Source organism: Paracoccus cavernae (genome assembly GCF_042430175.1).
Classification (GTDB): domain Bacteria; phylum Pseudomonadota; class Alphaproteobacteria; order Rhodobacterales; family Rhodobacteraceae; genus Paracoccus; species Paracoccus cavernae.
Window position 1 is genome coordinate 99599 of the sequence record NZ_JBHMDZ010000046.1, and the last position, 15045, is coordinate 114643.

General features: G+C 63.0%; 17 protein-coding genes. 7 read left to right on the forward strand and 10 right to left on the reverse strand.

The features are described from left to right. Positions 1–11: 11 nt before the first annotated feature. Positions 12–2198, forward strand: coding sequence for a 3-hydroxyacyl-CoA dehydrogenase NAD-binding domain-containing protein (locus tag ACFFUC_RS15740; protein ID WP_377687787.1), 2187 nt, complete (start codon positions 12–14; stop codon positions 2196–2198). Positions 2199–2275: 77 nt separating this feature from the next. Here ACFFUC_RS15740 and ACFFUC_RS15745 read toward each other — a convergent pair whose 3' ends face one another. The 3 genes from ACFFUC_RS15745 to nth form a co-directional block, all read right to left on the reverse strand. Beyond that, entirely contained in the window at positions 2276–2716 is a 441-nt protein-coding gene (locus ACFFUC_RS15745; protein ID WP_377687788.1) for a DUF3597 domain-containing protein, read from the reverse strand. 138 nt (positions 2717–2854) lie between these two features. Then, the gene (locus tag ACFFUC_RS15750) at positions 2855–3859 is read right to left on the reverse strand and encodes an adenosine kinase (protein ID WP_377687789.1); all 1005 of its coding nucleotides are present in this window, start codon (positions 3857–3859) and stop codon (positions 2855–2857) included. Then, positions 3856–4530 (reverse strand): endonuclease III, encoded by a 675-nt coding sequence (gene nth / locus ACFFUC_RS15755; RefSeq protein ID WP_377687790.1) that lies wholly within the window; start codon positions 4528–4530, stop codon positions 3856–3858. Before nth ends, ACFFUC_RS15750 begins: the two co-directional genes overlap by 4 nt. A gap of 116 nt (positions 4531–4646) precedes the next feature. On the opposite strand from nth, the gene ACFFUC_RS15760 reads away from it, so the two are divergent. Next, the gene (locus ACFFUC_RS15760; protein ID WP_377687791.1) at positions 4647–5243 is read left to right on the forward strand and encodes a methylated-DNA--[protein]-cysteine S-methyltransferase; all 597 of its coding nucleotides are present in this window, start codon (positions 4647–4649) and stop codon (positions 5241–5243) included. A gap of 150 nt (positions 5244–5393) precedes the next feature. Next, positions 5394–6035: a YiaD family glycine zipper/OmpA-like lipoprotein gene (locus ACFFUC_RS15765; RefSeq protein ID WP_377687792.1), complete on the forward strand. Its 642-nt coding sequence runs from the start codon at positions 5394–5396 to the stop codon at positions 6033–6035. 238 nt (positions 6036–6273) lie between these two features. Here ACFFUC_RS15765 and ACFFUC_RS15770 read toward each other — a convergent pair whose 3' ends face one another. The 5 genes from ACFFUC_RS15770 to ACFFUC_RS15790 form a co-directional block, all read right to left on the reverse strand. Beyond that, a complete protein-coding gene (locus ACFFUC_RS15770) occupies positions 6274–6831 on the reverse strand; it encodes a F0F1 ATP synthase subunit B (protein ID WP_377687793.1) in 558 nt (185 codons plus the stop codon). Next, positions 6828–7460 (reverse strand): F0F1 ATP synthase subunit B', encoded by a 633-nt coding sequence (locus ACFFUC_RS15775; RefSeq protein WP_377687794.1) that lies wholly within the window; start codon positions 7458–7460, stop codon positions 6828–6830. Before ACFFUC_RS15775 ends, ACFFUC_RS15770 begins: the two co-directional genes overlap by 4 nt. Positions 7461–7537: 77 nt before the next feature. After that, positions 7538–7774, reverse strand: a complete 237-nt coding sequence (locus tag ACFFUC_RS15780) for a F0F1 ATP synthase subunit C (RefSeq protein WP_377687795.1) — start codon at positions 7772–7774, stop codon at positions 7538–7540. A gap of 61 nt (positions 7775–7835) precedes the next feature. After that, positions 7836–8585, reverse strand: coding sequence for a F0F1 ATP synthase subunit A (locus tag ACFFUC_RS15785; RefSeq protein ID WP_377687796.1), 750 nt, complete (start codon positions 8583–8585; stop codon positions 7836–7838). A gap of 2 nt (positions 8586–8587) precedes the next feature. After that, positions 8588–8929, reverse strand: a complete 342-nt coding sequence (locus ACFFUC_RS15790) for an AtpZ/AtpI family protein (protein WP_377687797.1) — start codon at positions 8927–8929, stop codon at positions 8588–8590. A 188-nt stretch (positions 8930–9117) separates the two neighbouring features. On the opposite strand from ACFFUC_RS15790, the gene ACFFUC_RS15795 reads away from it, so the two are divergent. Then, positions 9118–9522 (forward strand): ArsR/SmtB family transcription factor, encoded by a 405-nt coding sequence (locus tag ACFFUC_RS15795; protein ID WP_377687798.1) that lies wholly within the window; start codon positions 9118–9120, stop codon positions 9520–9522. A gap of 127 nt (positions 9523–9649) precedes the next feature. Then, positions 9650–10813 carry a Hint domain-containing protein gene (locus tag ACFFUC_RS15800; RefSeq protein WP_377687800.1) on the forward strand — a complete coding sequence of 388 codons (1164 nt, stop codon included), beginning with the start codon at positions 9650–9652 and terminating at the stop codon, positions 10811–10813. Positions 10814–10850: 37 nt separating this feature from the next. Here the strand turns inward: ACFFUC_RS15800 and ACFFUC_RS15805 are convergent, their stop codons facing one another. Then, positions 10851–12521 (reverse strand): bifunctional metallophosphatase/5'-nucleotidase, encoded by a 1671-nt coding sequence (locus ACFFUC_RS15805; protein WP_377687801.1) that lies wholly within the window; start codon positions 12519–12521, stop codon positions 10851–10853. Between the two features lie 177 nt (positions 12522–12698). Between ACFFUC_RS15805 and ACFFUC_RS15810 the strand changes: the two genes are divergently transcribed. After that, positions 12699–13031, forward strand: a complete 333-nt coding sequence (locus tag ACFFUC_RS15810; protein ID WP_377687802.1) for a DUF952 domain-containing protein — start codon at positions 12699–12701, stop codon at positions 13029–13031. Then, entirely contained in the window at positions 13028–14098 is a 1071-nt protein-coding gene (locus tag ACFFUC_RS15815; RefSeq protein WP_377687804.1) for a quinone-dependent dihydroorotate dehydrogenase, read from the forward strand. The genes ACFFUC_RS15810 and ACFFUC_RS15815 overlap by 4 nt, the downstream gene beginning before the upstream one ends. A gap of 95 nt (positions 14099–14193) precedes the next feature. On the opposite strand, the gene cysE is transcribed toward ACFFUC_RS15815, so the two are convergent. After that, entirely contained in the window at positions 14194–15006 is an 813-nt protein-coding gene (gene cysE / locus ACFFUC_RS15820) for a serine O-acetyltransferase (RefSeq protein WP_377687805.1), read from the reverse strand. Between the last annotated feature and the right edge of the window lie 39 nt (positions 15007–15045).

A 15045-nucleotide genomic window follows, 5' to 3' on the forward strand; every position in this document is an offset into this window, starting at 1 on the left:
GGGGAAGCGACATGACCGATTTCACCATGAAGAAAGACGCCGACGGCGTTGCAGTCATCACCTGGGACGTGCCGGGCAAATCCATGAACGTGCTGTCGCTGACCGGCGCGGCCGAGCTGGAGGCGCTGATCGACGACGCGCTGGCCGATCCCGCCGTGAAGGGCATCGTCCTGACCTCGGGCAAGAAAGACTTTGCAGGCGGGATGGACCTCAATGTCATCGCGGGGCTCAAGGACCAGAACGGCGCGCAGGGCGTCTTCGACGGCGTGATGACGCTGCACCATGCGCTGCGCAAGATCGAGCTGGCCGGCATGGATCCCAAGACCAAGAAGGGCGGCAAGCCGATCGCCACGGCCATTCCGGGCACCGCCTTGGGCATCGGGGTCGAGCTGCCGCTTGCAACCCACCGCATCTTTGCCGCCGACAATCCCAAAGCCAAGATCGGCCTGCCCGAGATCATGGTCGGGATCTTCCCCGGAGGCGGAGGCACGACGCGCCTCGTGCGCAAACTGGGCGCAATGGCGGCGGCTCCGCTGCTGCTGGAAGGCAAGCTTTCCGACCCCAAGGGCGCGAAAGCCAACGGCATCGTCGACGAGGTCGTGGCCGATCCGGTTCAGGCCGCGCGCGAGTGGGTGCTGTCGGCGACCGAAGCCGATCTGGTCAAGCCGTGGGACGCCAAAGGCTACAAGATGCCCGGCGGCGCACCCTATAACCCGGCCGGTTTCATGACCTATGTCGGGGCGTCGGCCATGGTCCACGGCAAGACGCTTGGGGTTTATCCCGCGGCCAAGGCCCTGCTCTCGGCCGTCTACGAAGGCGCGCTCGTGCCCTTCGAAACCGCCCTCAAGATCGAGGCGCGCTGGTTCACCAATGTGCTGATGAACCCCTCCTCGACCGCGATGATCCGATCGCTTTTCATCAACAAGGAAGCGTTGGAGAAAGGCGCGAACCGTCCGGCGGAACCCGATCAAAGCGTCAAGAAGGTCGGCATCCTTGGTGCGGGCATGATGGGCGCGGGCATTTCCTATGTCGCTGCCATGGCGGGGATCGAGGTCGTGCTGATCGACGCCAAACAGGAGGCCGCAGACCGCGGCAAATCCCATTCCGCGGATCTTCTGGACAAGGCGATCTCGCGCCGCAAATCCACCGAGGACAAGAAGGCCGAAGTCCTCGGCCGCATTACCGCCACCACCGATTACGACGCACTCAAAGGCTGCGACCTGATCGTCGAGGCGGTGTTCGAGGATCCCGCGATCAAGGCCGAAGTCACCAAACGCGCCGAGGCCGTCATCCCTGCGGATGCGATTTTCGCGACCAATACCTCGACCCTGCCGATCACCAGCCTGTCGCAAGCCAGCGCCCGCCCAGAGCAGTTCATCGGCATCCATTTCTTCTCGCCGGTCGACAAGATGATGCTGGTCGAGATCATCAAGGGCAAAAGCTCCGGCCCGCGCGCGGTGGCAAAGGCGCTCGACTTCGTGCGCCAGATCCGCAAAACCCCGATCGTGGTCAATGATGCGCGCTTCTTCTACGCCAACCGCTGCATCATTCCCTATATCAACGAAGGCATCCGCATGCTCGCCGAAGGAGTCGAACCGACCCTGATCGAGAATGCCGCCAAGTTGATGGGGATGCCGCTCGGACCTCTGCAGCTGGTCGATGAAACCTCGATCGATCTCGGCGTGAAAATCGCCAAGGCAACGCGGGCGGCGATGGGCGATGCCTATCCCGACGGCGCGGTCGACGAGGTGATCTTCCGCATGGCTGATCAGGGCCGGCTCGGCCGCAAGGCCAATGCGGGCTTTTACGACTATGACGACAAGGGCAAGCGCGGCGATTTCTGGGAGGGGCTCGCGACCGAATGGCCGGTCTCGAACGAACAGCCCGCCTTCACCGATCTCCAGAACCGCCTGATGTTCATCCAGTCGCTCGAAGCGGTGCGCGCTCTGGAAGAGGGCGTTCTCGAGGACATCCGCGAAGGCGATGTCGGGGCGATCCTCGGCTGGGGCTTTGCGCCGTGGTCGGGCGGCCCGTTCAGCTGGCTCGACATGCTGGGAAGCGCGCGCGCCACGGCAATGGCCGACGATCTCGCGCAGAAATACGGCGAGCGTTTCAAAGCGCCCGCCCTGCTCCGCGACATGGCCGCCAAAGGCGAAAGCTTCTACGGAAGGTTCGGCGCGGCGCAAAAAGCGGCCTGATCTTCGCTTTGACCCAAATACCTTAGGGGGGTGCGGGGGGCGTAAAACCCCCCGTTCCATTTCACGTGAATCGCGGCTTACAGATCGGCCGGAACCTTGCCGCCGCTGTCTTTGAGCTTCTGGATCACCTGTTTGTGCAGCCAGATGTTCATCGCGGCGGAATCCTCGGCATCACCGCTATAGCCCAGCTCTTTCGCCAGTTCCTTGCGATGGCCGAGGCTGCTGTCGAGGCCGAGCGCCTTCATCAGATCGACAATCGACTTGCGCCAGTCCAGCGTCTGGCCGCTGGCCTTGACTGCCGCGTCCAGAACCGCCGCGACATCAACCGCCGCAGCAGCGCTTGCAGCCGGTGCGGTAGCAGGGGCCGCGCTGGCGGCAGGCGTTGCAGCAGGTGCTGCCGGTGCGGCGCTCGCGGCAGGGGCTGCTGCAGCCGGCGCTTGCGGCGCGGGGGCCGCTTCGGGTTCAGCAGCCTCGGCCGTGCCCCAGATTGCACCTTTGATCTTGTCGAAAATTCCCATTCCGCTCTCCTTCCAGATGTTCGGGCCATTACCGCCCGCGCCAAAGAAGGACGGGCAGCCAACACAACCACAAGGCCCTGTTGCACCGCCCGCGTCAACGCCCCACCGCATGCCGATAAGGCTGCGGCAGGGTTTCGCTCAGATCAGCCCTTCGGCGCGGAAATCGGCCAGAAGGTCGCGTTCGGGGCGCGGCCCGACATGGGCGATGACCTCGGCGGCGGCGATGCAGCCCATCCGGCCGGCGACCGCGAGCGGCGCACCTGTCGCGAGGCCGTAGATCAGCCCCGCCGCAAACTGGTCGCCCGCGCCCGTCGCATCGACCGGCACGATCTTGTGGACCGGCGCGAAAACACGGTCCTCGCCGCGACGGATCAGGATCGCATCCTCGCCCGAGCGGGTGCAGACGATCATGCCGCAATCGGCCGAAGCCTGCAGCAGGGCCGCCTCGAGATCCTCGGTCTGGTAGAGCGAGGTCCATTCATGGGCATTGCCGATGACGTAATCCATCGGCCCCGCCACCAATTTGCGGAAATCGTCGCGGTGACGGTCGACGCAGAACGGGTCCGAGAGCGCGATCCCCGCCTGACCGCCGGCATCGTGACAGGCTTTGGCGGCCTTCATGAATGCGGCCTTGCCCTTGTCCTTGTCGAAAAGATAACCCTCGAGAAACAGCCAGCCCGCACCCTCGAAAACCGCCGGATCGACATCGCCCTCGTCGAGCTCGGCCGAAATTCCGAGATAGGTGTTCATCGAGCGCTCACCATCGGGCGTCACGAAGATGATCGAGCGCGAGGTCGGATCGCCCGCGCCCGCGACAGGCGCATTGACAAAGGCCGTTCCTGCGGCTTCGGTCTGGGCGGCGTAGGACTGCCCGATCTCGTCGGCGGCGACGCGGCCGATGAAGGCGGTCTTGAGCCCCAGCATCCCGATTCCCGCCAGCGTATTCGCGACCGATCCGCCCGGCACCAGCCGCGAGGCCGTCGCGCCCGAGGCCTGCGCCGCGGTCAGGACTTCGGCGCGATCACGGTCGATCAGCTGCATGATCCCCTTCTCGATCCCGAGCTGGGCGAGGCGCGCGTCCTCGGTCGGTGCGATCACATCCATGATCGCATTGCCGATCCCGATCACATAGGGGGTGGTCATAGGGTCTTCTCCTCGTAGGGGCAGAGGTCAGAGACGACGCAAACCGCGCAACGCGGGCGGCGGGCCTGACAAATGTAGCGGCCGTGCAGGATCAGCCAGTGATGGGCGTCCTGCTGGAATTCGGCGGGGATATTGTCCTCGATGGCGCGTTCGACATCATCGACGTCGCGCCCCGGCGCGATGCGGGTGCGGTTGCCCACACGGAAAATATGGGTATCGACGGCCTGCGCCGGCATGCGGAACGCGGTGTTGAGCACCACATTCGCGGTCTTGCGCCCGACGCCCGGCAAGGTCATCAGCGCCGCGCGCGAGCTGGGCACCTCGCCGCCGTAATCCTCGACGAGGATCTTCGACATGGCGATGACATTCTTGGCCTTCTGGCGAAAGAGCCCGATCGTCTTGATATGTTCGGTCAGCCCCTCGAGACCGAGGTCCAGCATCGCCTGCGGAGTCCGGACCACCTCGAACAGGGCCTTGGTCGCCTTGTTCACGCCGACATCGGTCGCCTGCGCGGAAAGCGCGACGGCGACGACCAACGTATAGGGATTGACGTAGTTCAGCTCTGTCACCGGCGCGGGATTGCTGTCGCGCAGCCGCGAAAAGAATGCGACCTGCGTGCCGAAGGGCAGCGCGGGCGGTATTCTGGAGGAAACGGACGGGGATTTGCTCATGATGATCTGATGCCCTGCCTCGCGCTTCTGTGCAAGACCGGCGCAACGGGCGGGCTTGACGCAGAGGCGGAACCAGCCAAGTTTTCCTATGATTGGTTAAGTGAAAGCGAGGCGCCATGACCCGAACCCTGTTTTCGAGATCGCTGCCCCACTCCGGCCTGTCGGTCTCTGCCGTCGCGAGCCCCTCTGATGATCGCGGAGCGGTTCTATGCATCGGGCGGTTCGACACCCCCCTCGGCCTCGTGATCGCCATCGGTGCCGAAGGCGTGCTCTGGGCGCTGGGATTCGCGGGCGAGACCCCCGAGGACGATGTCCGCCGCGACCTGCAATCGCGCTGGCCCCGCGCCCGCTATGTCGAAGCCCCCGAGGCGCTCGCCCCCGCGATCACCGCCCTGAGCAATGACGAGGGCGACATCCGCGTGCGTCTGGTCGGCACGCCCTTCCAGATGAAAGTCTGGCACGCCCTGCTCGACATCCCCTTCGGCGAGGTCGCGAGCTATGCGGAGCTCGCCGCCCGTGTCGGCCAGGCGGGAGCCGTGCGCGCCGTGGGAACCGCCGTCGGGCAAAATCCGGTTTCCTGGGCCGTGCCCTGCCACCGCGTCACGCGAACCGGCGGCGCGATCGGCGGCTATCATTGGGGCGAGGCCGCCAAACGCATCCTTCTGACCCGCGAAGGCGCGGTGCTCGCGCCGCGCGCCATCGCGAAATCATGAAGCGCAATCAACCGCTCACGCCGCCAAGCGCACTGGAAATCGGTGGGAACCTGTGAGAGGCTTGGGCAGTTTGAACATCATCCGCCCGGATGTGATCGGGTGGCTGGTATAATATGGGGCCAGTGGCGCCTCGAAAGAAAGGTTAACCCGATGAAGACCCGCATCTCGCTGCTTCTTGCTACGGCAGGCGTATTCGCACTTGGTGCTTGTGCCGACCCGAACGCACCGACCGGCCAAATGAGCCGGACCCAGCAGGGTGCGCTTGCTGGTGCGGTTGTCGGTGGCCTGATCGGCGCCGGCGAAAGCAAGCAGAACGCCGTCAAAGGCGCGATCCTTGGTGCAGGCGTCGGCGCTATCGGCGGCTCGATCCTCGACCAGCAGGAGCGCGCGCTCAAGCAGCAAATCACCAACCCGAACATCCAGATCGTCAACCGCGGCGACCACCTCGCGGTGCTGATGCCGGAATCGGCGCTGTTCGCGACGGATTCGGCTGCGGTTTCGGCTGCCGGCCAGAACGACCTTTACGGCATCGGCCGCAACCTGAACCAGTATCCCAACAGCACGATCCAGGTCATCGGCCACACCGACTCGACCGGCTCGCAGGCCTATAACCAGGATCTGTCGCAGCGCCGTGCACGCTCGGTTGCCGGCATCCTGACCGCTTCGGGCGTGGCGCAGAACCGCATCGCGACCGTGGGCCGCGGCTCGTCGCAGCCGATCGCCTCGAACGACACCGCTCAGGGCCGCGCACAGAACCGTCGCGTCGAAATCCTGATCTACGCGAACCGCTAAGATCCAACCGCCGGCTTTCGGCGGCACGAATATGAAAGGCCGGGATGCAGCGCGCATCCCGGCCTTTTTTCTTTGGCGCATCGTTAACAAGGCAAAAGCCCCGTCCGAAAACCCGAGCCTCCGAAATGCGAAAAGCCCCCGCCGCGAGGCGAGGGCTTTGATCACTGTCCAAAGTGAAGATGGATCGACCTGCCGCCCGTTCGGGCTTGTGCCGGTCACCCGCCCGGGTCGGGCGGGCTTAGTTCAGGCGGCGGCTCACATCATCGATGGCTTTGTCGATACCGGCGCTGCGGTCGGCTGCCGAACCCTGCTTTTTCAGGATTTCGCCGGCAGCGGCGACAGCAACCTGAATGGCACGGTCGCGAACGGCGCGAACGGCTTCGGTCTCGGCGCTCGAAATCTGCTCTTCGGCTGCTTTCAGGCGGCGGGCGATCGAGACCTTGAGGTCTTCCTTCGCCTTGTCGGCCTGTGCAGTCGCGGCACGGCGGGCATTGGCGACGATCTCGTCGGCCTGACCGCTGACTTCGCGCTGGCGACGCTCGTAGGAGGCATAGATCTCCTGAGCTTCTTCGCGAAGACGACGGGCCTCGGCCAGATCGTCACGGATGCCTTCCGCACGTTTGTCGAGCAGCTTGCCGACAATCGAGGGAACCTTGAAGTAGAGCAGGATCCCCACGAAGACCAGGAAACCGATCGTCACGATGAAATCGGTATTGGCCAGCGAGAAGAACGGCACGTCGCCAGCGGCAAACGCCGGGCTGGCAGCCAGAGCCGGAAGAATGCTCAGACGTTTCATTGCACGCCCCCCTTCAGACGCTGGTCGATGGCTTCGTTGATCAGGCCCTGATCGGCCGAACCACCAAAAACGCGCACCAGCTCTTCGGTGACATCGCGGGCAACGACACGCGCGTCATCCAGAGCCGAAGCCCGGATCTCGGCGATGCGCTTTTCGGATTCCGAAGTGCGGGCCGCAATTTCGGTATCTGCCTGTGCGATCGCTGCATCCAGCTCTTTCTGGATTTCGGCCTTGTTGGTCGCAACGATTTTCGCAGCTTCCGACCGTGCATCCGCAAGCGCCTTGTCATAGGCGGCTTCCGCGCTTTTGGCCTTCTGCTTGAATTCCTCGGCCGACATCAGATCGCCCGTAATGGCCGATTGACGATCCGCCAGAACGCCGCCGATGCGCGGGAGCGCAATGCGCGACAGCGCCCAGTAAATGATAACCAGCGCGATCAGCAGCCAGAAAATCATGTTGCCATAGGTGGCAACGTCGAGTTGTGGCATCCCGGGGGCCGAAGCGCTATGTGCCGCAGCGGCATCAACAGCCGAGGTCGCGTGATGCGCCACGTCTGCAGATTCGGTGATGACCACCGTTTCAGTTTCTTCGACCACGACAGGCGCGGTCTGTTGTAACAGGCTGAACATATCCTACCCCATGCCGGTCGTTTCACAATCGGGTGGGCGCTAAACGCCCCCACCCAACCGCAAGGATGGCAAAAGGATCAGACTGCGAACAGCAGCAGCAGAGCGACGAGGAACGAGAAGATCCCCAGAGCTTCTGCGAAGGCCATGCCGATGAACAGCGTCGCGGTTTGCGAAGCAGCTGCCGACGGGTTGCGCAGTGCGCCTGCCAGGTAGTTACCTGCAACGTTGCCCACGGCCATTGCAGCGCCGGCCATACCGAAGCAAGCGATGCCCGCGCCGAGGTACTGACCGAGTTGAGCGAGTTGGCTTTCCATGTTCGTGCTCCTTGAGGCTTGGAAAGATTGAAACTTGTGTCTGACTGATACTGCGCGGCGCTTAGTGCGACGGGTGCAGCGCGTCCTTGAGGTAGACGCAGGTCAGGATGGTAAAGACATAGGCCTGCACAACAGCCACCAGCACTTCGAGTGCATAGACCGAGACAACAGCCAGAACCGACAGCGGCATGATCATTGCGACCGCACCGAAGGTTGCGAAAACTTTGAGAACCGCGTGGCCAGCCATGATGTTGCCGGCAAGACGGATGGAGTGGCTCACGGGGCGCACGAAATACGAGAAGAGTTCGATGATCGCCAGAACCGGACGCAGGGCCATCGGAGCCGAGCTGACCCAGAACAGGCCGAGGAAATGCGCGCCGTTCTTGACGAAGCCCAGAACCGTGACGCCGACAAACACCAGCACGGCGAGAACCGCGGTCACGGCGATATGAGAGGTCGACGAGAAGGATTTCGGCAGCAGTGCCAGAGCGTTTGCAAAGAGGATGAAGCAGAACAGCGTCATGACATAGGGGAAGTAACGGACCCCGTCCTTGCCGCTGACGTCTTCAACCATCTTGTGGACCATGCCGTACATCAGTTCGGCGATCGACTGGACGCGGCTCGGAACAACGGCGCGGCCGCGGGTGCCGAAAACCAGAAGCGCGATGATCGCCAGAACGGTCAGACCCAGCCAGAGGGTCGCGTTCGTCGGCGTATACCAATGGACTGCACCGTCACCAAAAAGCGGCTTGACGATAAACTGGTCCATCGGGTGGAAGTTCAAACCACCGCTTTCTGCTTCTGTCGCCATCGTCATTCACCCTCGTGGTCGCCGGACTGCCCCGGCTTCTTTCCAATTTCCGCAGCGGTCCGCATCATCACCTTCACACCGGCCACCAGGCCGAGAAGAACGCAAGTGACCAACATGACCGGCATCGTGCCGAGCACATAGTCGAGACCGTATCCTACTCCGAAACCAAGGACCAAACCGGCCACCAGCTCCGTCACCATGCGCCAGGCCATATTGGCTTGGCTGAAGTGATCTTCCGTACGGGAGGACGACGTGCCGCCTCTCCCCTTCAGTCGGGCTTCCAGCTCTTTCAAACGGGCCGCATCACGAGCCCGTTCGGTCTCGGTGTCGGGTCCATTGTTCAAAGCCGTTGCTCCCTGACTCGATTGCGGCGTTGATAGGTGTCGTAGCCCCCTGAGTCAAGCACAGGGGGAAATATTATAACACATTGATTTTCAATAACCTTGCCAAGCCAGCACCTACGACAAAAGGCGTGATTGCGGTGGTCATGGCCCCCCTTCCATATTCAACCCGAAAGTTGAACAATGGTGATATGGCCGCGCAGACGCTTTCTCTGGACACGATTTTCGCCGCACTCGCCGATCCGACGCGGCGGGCGATCCTTGGCATGCTGCTCGAAGACGACATGTCCGTCACCGATGTCGCGACCCCGTTCGAAGTCAGCCTCGCCGCGATTTCCAAACATCTGAGCGTACTGGCCGCCGCCGGCCTGATCCGGCAGGAACGGCGCGGGCGCATCATCTGGTGCATGCTTGAGCCGGACGGGATGCGCGAGGCCTCGGTCTGGATGCAGGGGTTCGGCCAGTTCGATCCGGTCGACCTCGACGCATTCGAGCGCTTCCTCAGCCTCGAGCTCGGCTCGGGCGACATGGCCGAAGGGAGCGCCGACGCAAACACCCCCTTGACGACCCTGCCTGCCGATGCCGGCGAAAGCTGACAGGTTGCCGCCAATAACAACGGAAATTCCGTGAATTTGCGCTGCATACCCCGGCGCTGGCGGGCTCGGTTAACCATTTATAAAGGTTAACCGCGAAAAGGTGATGTCTGAACAAAGACATCAACCAATGATGGCACTTCCGCCCATGGCCCATGAAATCCTGATTGCAACTTTCCCGACGACAGTGCCGACCGTCGGCACAACCGGCATCGATGCCCGTCGGCCCTACTTCAATATGAAGAACGTCCAGCTCGACAATCCGTCTTTGTCCTACATCTCGATCGAGGATGACGAGGAGCGCTACGACTACCTCAGCGCCGCCTCGGGCAACAGGATCGAGACGATGCAGAATCCGACCGTCCCCCTCGATTTCGGCGGGGCCAACGGCACGGTCGCCGTAACCGAGAGCATGTCGGCCACGAGCGGTTCGATCGTCGTGGACTCTGCCGGAAACAGGTTCGTGATGATGTGGCCCGCAAAGTACAATCTCGAAACCGCGCTCACCCAAGAGATCGGCAACCGGATGGTGCTCCTGATCTTTCCGGTCGGAGTCGCGCAAAGCGACGGCACGACCTTTTGGCCGACCTTCGATCCGACGCGGACAATCAGCTATTCCAGCAGCTATGGTGCCTCGATCTCGAACCCGGTCCTCTATGGCCCCCAACGCGCGCCCTGCTTCACGCCGGGGACATTGATCGAGACCGAGCACGGGATGCGGAAGGTCGAGGATCTGGCCGTGGGCGACCGCATCCTGACACGCGACGACGGGTTCCAGCCCCTGCGCTGGATCGGCTCGAAGCATCTCACGCCGCACCGGCTCGACCTGCAGCCGAACCTGCGCCCGATCCGTATTGCCGCGGGCGCGTTGGGGCGGGGCTGTCCCGCCGCCGACCTCGTGGTTTCCCCCCAACATCGCGTCCTCGTGCGCTCGGACATCGCCAAAAGGATGTTCGGCACCGAGGAGGTGCTTGTCGCCGCAAAGCATCTGCTCGATCTCGAAGGGGTTGCTTTGGCGGATGCTGCGGGTGAAGGCGTGACCTATCTCCACCTGCTTTTCGACGACCACCAGATCCTGCGCTCGAACGGCGCCTGGACGGAATCGCTGTTTGTCGGGCCGGAGACGCTGAATGCGCTGCCACCTGCGGCGCGTCGCGAGATCGCCGCGCTTTTTCCCGAGCTGGTCACGAGTATTCTCCCTACTCCGTCGCGCAAGCTCCTGTCGGGAAAAGAGGGGCGCCAACTGACTTTTCGTCACACCAAAAACCGTCGGGCCATGGCTCCGGAGCGTTAAGCCGCCGGAACCATGGCCCGATGAACGGATTTTGCGATCAGTTTGCGGTCGTTTCGCCCTCGGCCGGTGCGCCCTCCGCGGGTGCGTCCTCTGCCGGTGCGGCTACCGCTTTGACCGTGATGCGTCCGTCGAGCACGGGCTTGAAACCCGAACCTTTGTTGATGAGATATTCGGCCAGAACATCGGCGAGATCGGGGCCGAAGTCATAGGCATTGAGCGCCGCCGTCTCGAAGATCGCATAGCCGTCGCCACCCGTGCGCAGATAGTTGTTCGAGACCACGCCATAGGTGTGATTGCGGTCGATCGGCTGCCAGTCTCCATGCACCTCGACCAGCACATCGCTGATCCGCGCGCCCGCGGCGGCGGCCGGATCGACGGTATACTTCAGACCGGCAACCTGCGCGAAACGCCCCGCGCCTTCCTCGTATTGGCTCGCCCCGTTTTCAAGCGCCGTGACGATATCACCGCCCTTCAACTCGAACGTGGACAAGGTGTTCTGGAATGGCAGAACGCTGAGGACCTCGCCCATCGTGACCACGCCCTCGTCGATCGAGGCCCGCAGCCCGCCGCCATTCTCGATCGCGATGCTGATGCCCTGATCGCGCACGCGGTCAAGCATGGCATCGGCGACAGTATTGCCCATCTCGCATTCACGCTGGCGGCAGGTTTCACGGTCCCCCGCAATCGGAGCGGCGATCTGCGCCACGACCTTCTGCTTCAGCGCTTCGATCGGCGCGCCCATTTCCGCGACACGGGCCGCAATTGCCGGATCCGGCGTGACCGACGCATCCAGCAGAACCGGCGCGCCCTCGGCTTTGACCAGCTTGCCGCCATCATCCCAGGTCAGGGTCAGATGGCCAAGATATTTGCCGTAGGCATAAGCGGTAGCGACCGGAACCTCGACACCCGCCGCATCGGTCACCATGGTCGGATAGGGGCCGAGCGCGCCCTCCATTTCGCCCAAAAGCGTATGGCTGTGCCCGCCGATCACCGCAGCGATGCCCGGAACATCCCGCGCGATTTCCAGATCGCGCTTGTAGCCGACATGGGTCAGCGCGATGACCTTGTCGACGCCTGCCTCGTGCAAGGCCTGCGCATCGGCGGTCAGGCTGGCGATATCATCATTGAAAACGACGTCCTCCCCCGGCGAGGCGGTCTCGGGCGTATCGGTCGCCAGTGCCGAGACGATGCCGATCTTCTGTCCGCCGACCTCGAGGGTAACCGTGTCGTCGATCTTGCCGCTCAGCAGCGTCGAGCGCGACAGGTCGAGATTGCCCGAAGCCACCGGAAAGTCGACGCCATCCACCAGTAGCGCGAGCCCTTCGGGGCCGTCGTCGAATTCGTGATTGCCGACCGCCATCGCGTCAAAGCCGATCGCCTTCATGAATTCGACGGTCTCTTTGCCCTTGTAGGTCGTATAGAAAAGGCTGCCCTGAAATTGGTCGCCCGCATCCAGAACTATCACGTTCTGGCCATCCGCCTTCAGCTGGTCGCGCAGCTCGCGCAATTTGCTTGCAAGCCGCGCCACGCCGCCAAAGCACTCGCCCTTGGCTTCGGTCTCGGCGTCACAGGTGCTGTCGAAGCTGTTGATCGCCTCGATCCGACTGTGGAAGTCGTTGATATGAAGGATATGCAGCGTGTAATCGGCCTGCGCCGCACCTGCCCAAAGAGCGATGCTCGCGGCCGAGACCAGAAACCAGCGTTTCATCGTTATGTCCTACCTTCAGATACCGAATTTCAAAGGCAGATTGGTTGAAGCCCGTGACGTGGTCAATCGCTGGTGCATGACTTCCCCGACAGAAGTAAGATAACGGCGCGACTTTCGTGCCATGCCGAAACGCGACTCGCCCTTGACCCTGCCACCCGCTCAAAGCAAGAAACCGCCATGCTGATCTATAAAGTCCTTCGTGAACCGGAATTCCGCGACTTCGACACGGCGGGCCGCACTGCCGGCTCTGCGGTCGATCTTGCCGATGGCTACATCCATTTGTCGACCGCCGACCAACTCGCCGGCACGCTCGCCAAGCATTTTACCCGGGAAGAGGGGCTGGTGCTGCTCGCGCTCGAGGCGGATGCTCTGGAGCCGCTGAAATGGGAGCCCTCGCGTGGCGGGGCGCTCTTTCCCCATCTCTACCGCGAGATGACGCGCGCCGACGTGCTCTGGTCGCGCCCCCTGCCCCTCGGCCCCGACGGCCATGATATCGGAGAGATCGCATGAAGCTGATCGAGAAACTCGGCCTGAGCGCGCTGCACAAGTTCAAACCCGAGACCGCGCATGACCTGTCGATCAAGGCCTTGGCCATGGGCCTCGTGCCGCTTCCGGGCGCCCCTTTCGGCACCGAGCGTCTGGCCTGCGAGATCGCGGGGCTCAAACTTGCGAATCCCTTGGGACTGGCGGCAGGTTTCGACAAGAACGCCCGCGTGCTCAAGCCTTTGATGGGCGCGGGTTTCGGCTTCATCGAAGTCGGCGCCGCCACGCCGCGGCCCCAGCCGGGCAATCCCAAGCCGCGGCTTTTCCGCCTGTCGGCAGAACGCGCGATCATCAACCGTTTCGGCTTCAACAACGAAGGGGTCGAGGCGATTGCCGCAAGGCTCGCCGCGCGTCCCAACGCCTATCCGTCGGGCATTCCGGTCGGCCTGAATATCGGCGCCAACAAGGACAGCACGGACCGCAGCGCCGATTTCGCCGAAGTCGTGCGCAAAGCCGGCAAGCATTGCGATTTCGTCACGGTCAATGTCTCGTCGCCCAATACCGAAAAGCTGCGCGATCTTCAGGGCCCTGCCGCATTGGCCGCACTGCTTGACGGGGTGCTGGCAGCGCGCGACGCCATTGGCAAACCCCTGCCCGTTTTCATCAAGATCGCCCCCGATCTCGAGGCCGATGCGCTCGCCGATCTGGCGGGCGTGGCGATGAATGCGGGGATCGATGCGATCATCGCGACCAATACGACGCTCTCGCGCAGCGAAGTCGCCGATCTTCAAGCCCGCGAGACGGGCGGGTTGTCCGGGGCGCCGCTCTTTGACCGCTCGACGATGATTCTCGCGCATCTCTACAAGCTGACCGGCGGCACCATTCCGTTGATCGGCGTTGGCGGGATTACTTCTTCCGATGATGCCTGGGAAAAGATCCGCGCCGGAGCAACTGTCCTGCAGATCTATTCGGCGCTGGTTTTCCAGGGCTTCTCCCTGATCGACGAAATTCTGCAAGAGCTCGACGAGCGCCTCGCCCGCGAGAAAATCTCGCTGCAGGAGCTGACCGGCAGCGGGGTCGAAGACTGGCTCTGAGATCCGGCTCCGATGCGTTGTCCGGGCTTATGAACGACAAAAACGCGCGCGGGACATCCCGCGCGCGTTTTTGATTTCACGGTGAATGAAAAGGCTCAGAACAGCCCTTCATGCCCCAAAAGCTGGTTCATCGACCCCGACGGGTCCGAACAGCCCGCATCGCCGACGATCCGCGCCGGAACGCCCGCAACCGTCTTGCCGGGCGGCACATCGCTCAGCACGACCGAGCCGGCGGCAATGCGCGAATGCGCGCCCACGCGGATATTGCCCAGAACTTTAGCCCCCGCGCCGATCAGAACGCCGTTGCCGATCTTGGGATGACGGTCGCCGTCTTCCTTGCCGGTACCGCCAAGCGTCACCGAATGCAGCATCGAGACATCATTACCGACCACGGCCGTCTCGCCGATCACGATGGAATGGGCATGGTCGATCATGACTCCGGTGCCGATTCTCGCGGCCGGATGGATATCGACGCCGAAGGCCTCCGAGCAGCGCATCTGCACGAAATAGGCCATGTCGTGACGCCCCTCCTGCCACAGCCAATGACCGATCCGGTAGGCCTGCAAAGCCTGATAGCCTTTGAAGAACAGGATCGGTTGCATCATGCGATGGGTCGCGGGATCGCGGTCGAACACCGCCTCGATATCGGCGCGCGCCGCAGCCGCCAGCTCGGCAGAGCTCGCATAGGCCGCATCGGCGATTTCGCGCAAAATCTGTTCGCTCATCTCGCGCGAGGCCAGTTTGAGCGAGAAACGATAGGCCAAAGCGGCCTCGAAAGTGGCGTGGTGCAAAAGTCCGGCGTGAATCAGCGCGCCAAGCAGCGGCTCTTCGCGCACGGCAACCCGCGCTTCGCGCTGGATGCGGGTCCAAAGCGGATCAACCTCCGCTGCGCCGTGCGATGTTGCCACTGCACCCATTTCTCCGTGGAGGTTCATTCGATATGCCCG

Excerpts from the sequence above, each read along its gene's own strand:
- nth (WP_377687790.1), bottom strand. The coding sequence starts at position 4,530 with ATGAGCAAATCCCCGTCCGTTTCCTCCAGAATACCGCCCGCGCTGCCC.
- ACFFUC_RS15785 (WP_377687796.1), bottom strand. The coding sequence starts at position 8,585 with ATGGCGACAGAAGCAGAAAGCGGTGGTTTGAACTTCCACCCGATGGAC.
- ACFFUC_RS15770 (WP_377687793.1), bottom strand. The coding sequence starts at position 6,831 with ATGAAACGTCTGAGCATTCTTCCGGCTCTGGCTGCCAGCCCGGCGTTT.
- ACFFUC_RS15775 (WP_377687794.1), bottom strand. The coding sequence starts at position 7,460 with ATGTTCAGCCTGTTACAACAGACCGCGCCTGTCGTGGTCGAAGAAACT.
- ACFFUC_RS15805 (WP_377687801.1), bottom strand. The coding sequence starts at position 12,521 with ATGAAACGCTGGTTTCTGGTCTCGGCCGCGAGCATCGCTCTTTGGGCA.
- ACFFUC_RS15740 (WP_377687787.1), top strand. The coding sequence starts at position 12 with ATGACCGATTTCACCATGAAGAAAGACGCCGACGGCGTTGCAGTCATC.
- ACFFUC_RS15800 (WP_377687800.1), top strand. The coding sequence starts at position 9,650 with ATGATGGCACTTCCGCCCATGGCCCATGAAATCCTGATTGCAACTTTC.
- ACFFUC_RS15760 (WP_377687791.1), top strand. The coding sequence starts at position 4,647 with ATGACCCGAACCCTGTTTTCGAGATCGCTGCCCCACTCCGGCCTGTCG.
- ACFFUC_RS15795 (WP_377687798.1), top strand. The coding sequence starts at position 9,118 with ATGGCCGCGCAGACGCTTTCTCTGGACACGATTTTCGCCGCACTCGCC.
- ACFFUC_RS15745 (WP_377687788.1), bottom strand. The coding sequence starts at position 2,716 with ATGGGAATTTTCGACAAGATCAAAGGTGCAATCTGGGGCACGGCCGAG.
- ACFFUC_RS15750 (WP_377687789.1), bottom strand. The coding sequence starts at position 3,859 with ATGACCACCCCCTATGTGATCGGGATCGGCAATGCGATCATGGATGTG.
- ACFFUC_RS15780 (WP_377687795.1), bottom strand. The coding sequence starts at position 7,774 with ATGGAAAGCCAACTCGCTCAACTCGGTCAGTACCTCGGCGCGGGCATC.
- ACFFUC_RS15815 (WP_377687804.1), top strand. The coding sequence starts at position 13,028 with ATGAAGCTGATCGAGAAACTCGGCCTGAGCGCGCTGCACAAGTTCAAA.
- ACFFUC_RS15765 (WP_377687792.1), top strand. The coding sequence starts at position 5,394 with ATGAAGACCCGCATCTCGCTGCTTCTTGCTACGGCAGGCGTATTCGCA.
- ACFFUC_RS15810 (WP_377687802.1), top strand. The coding sequence starts at position 12,699 with ATGCTGATCTATAAAGTCCTTCGTGAACCGGAATTCCGCGACTTCGAC.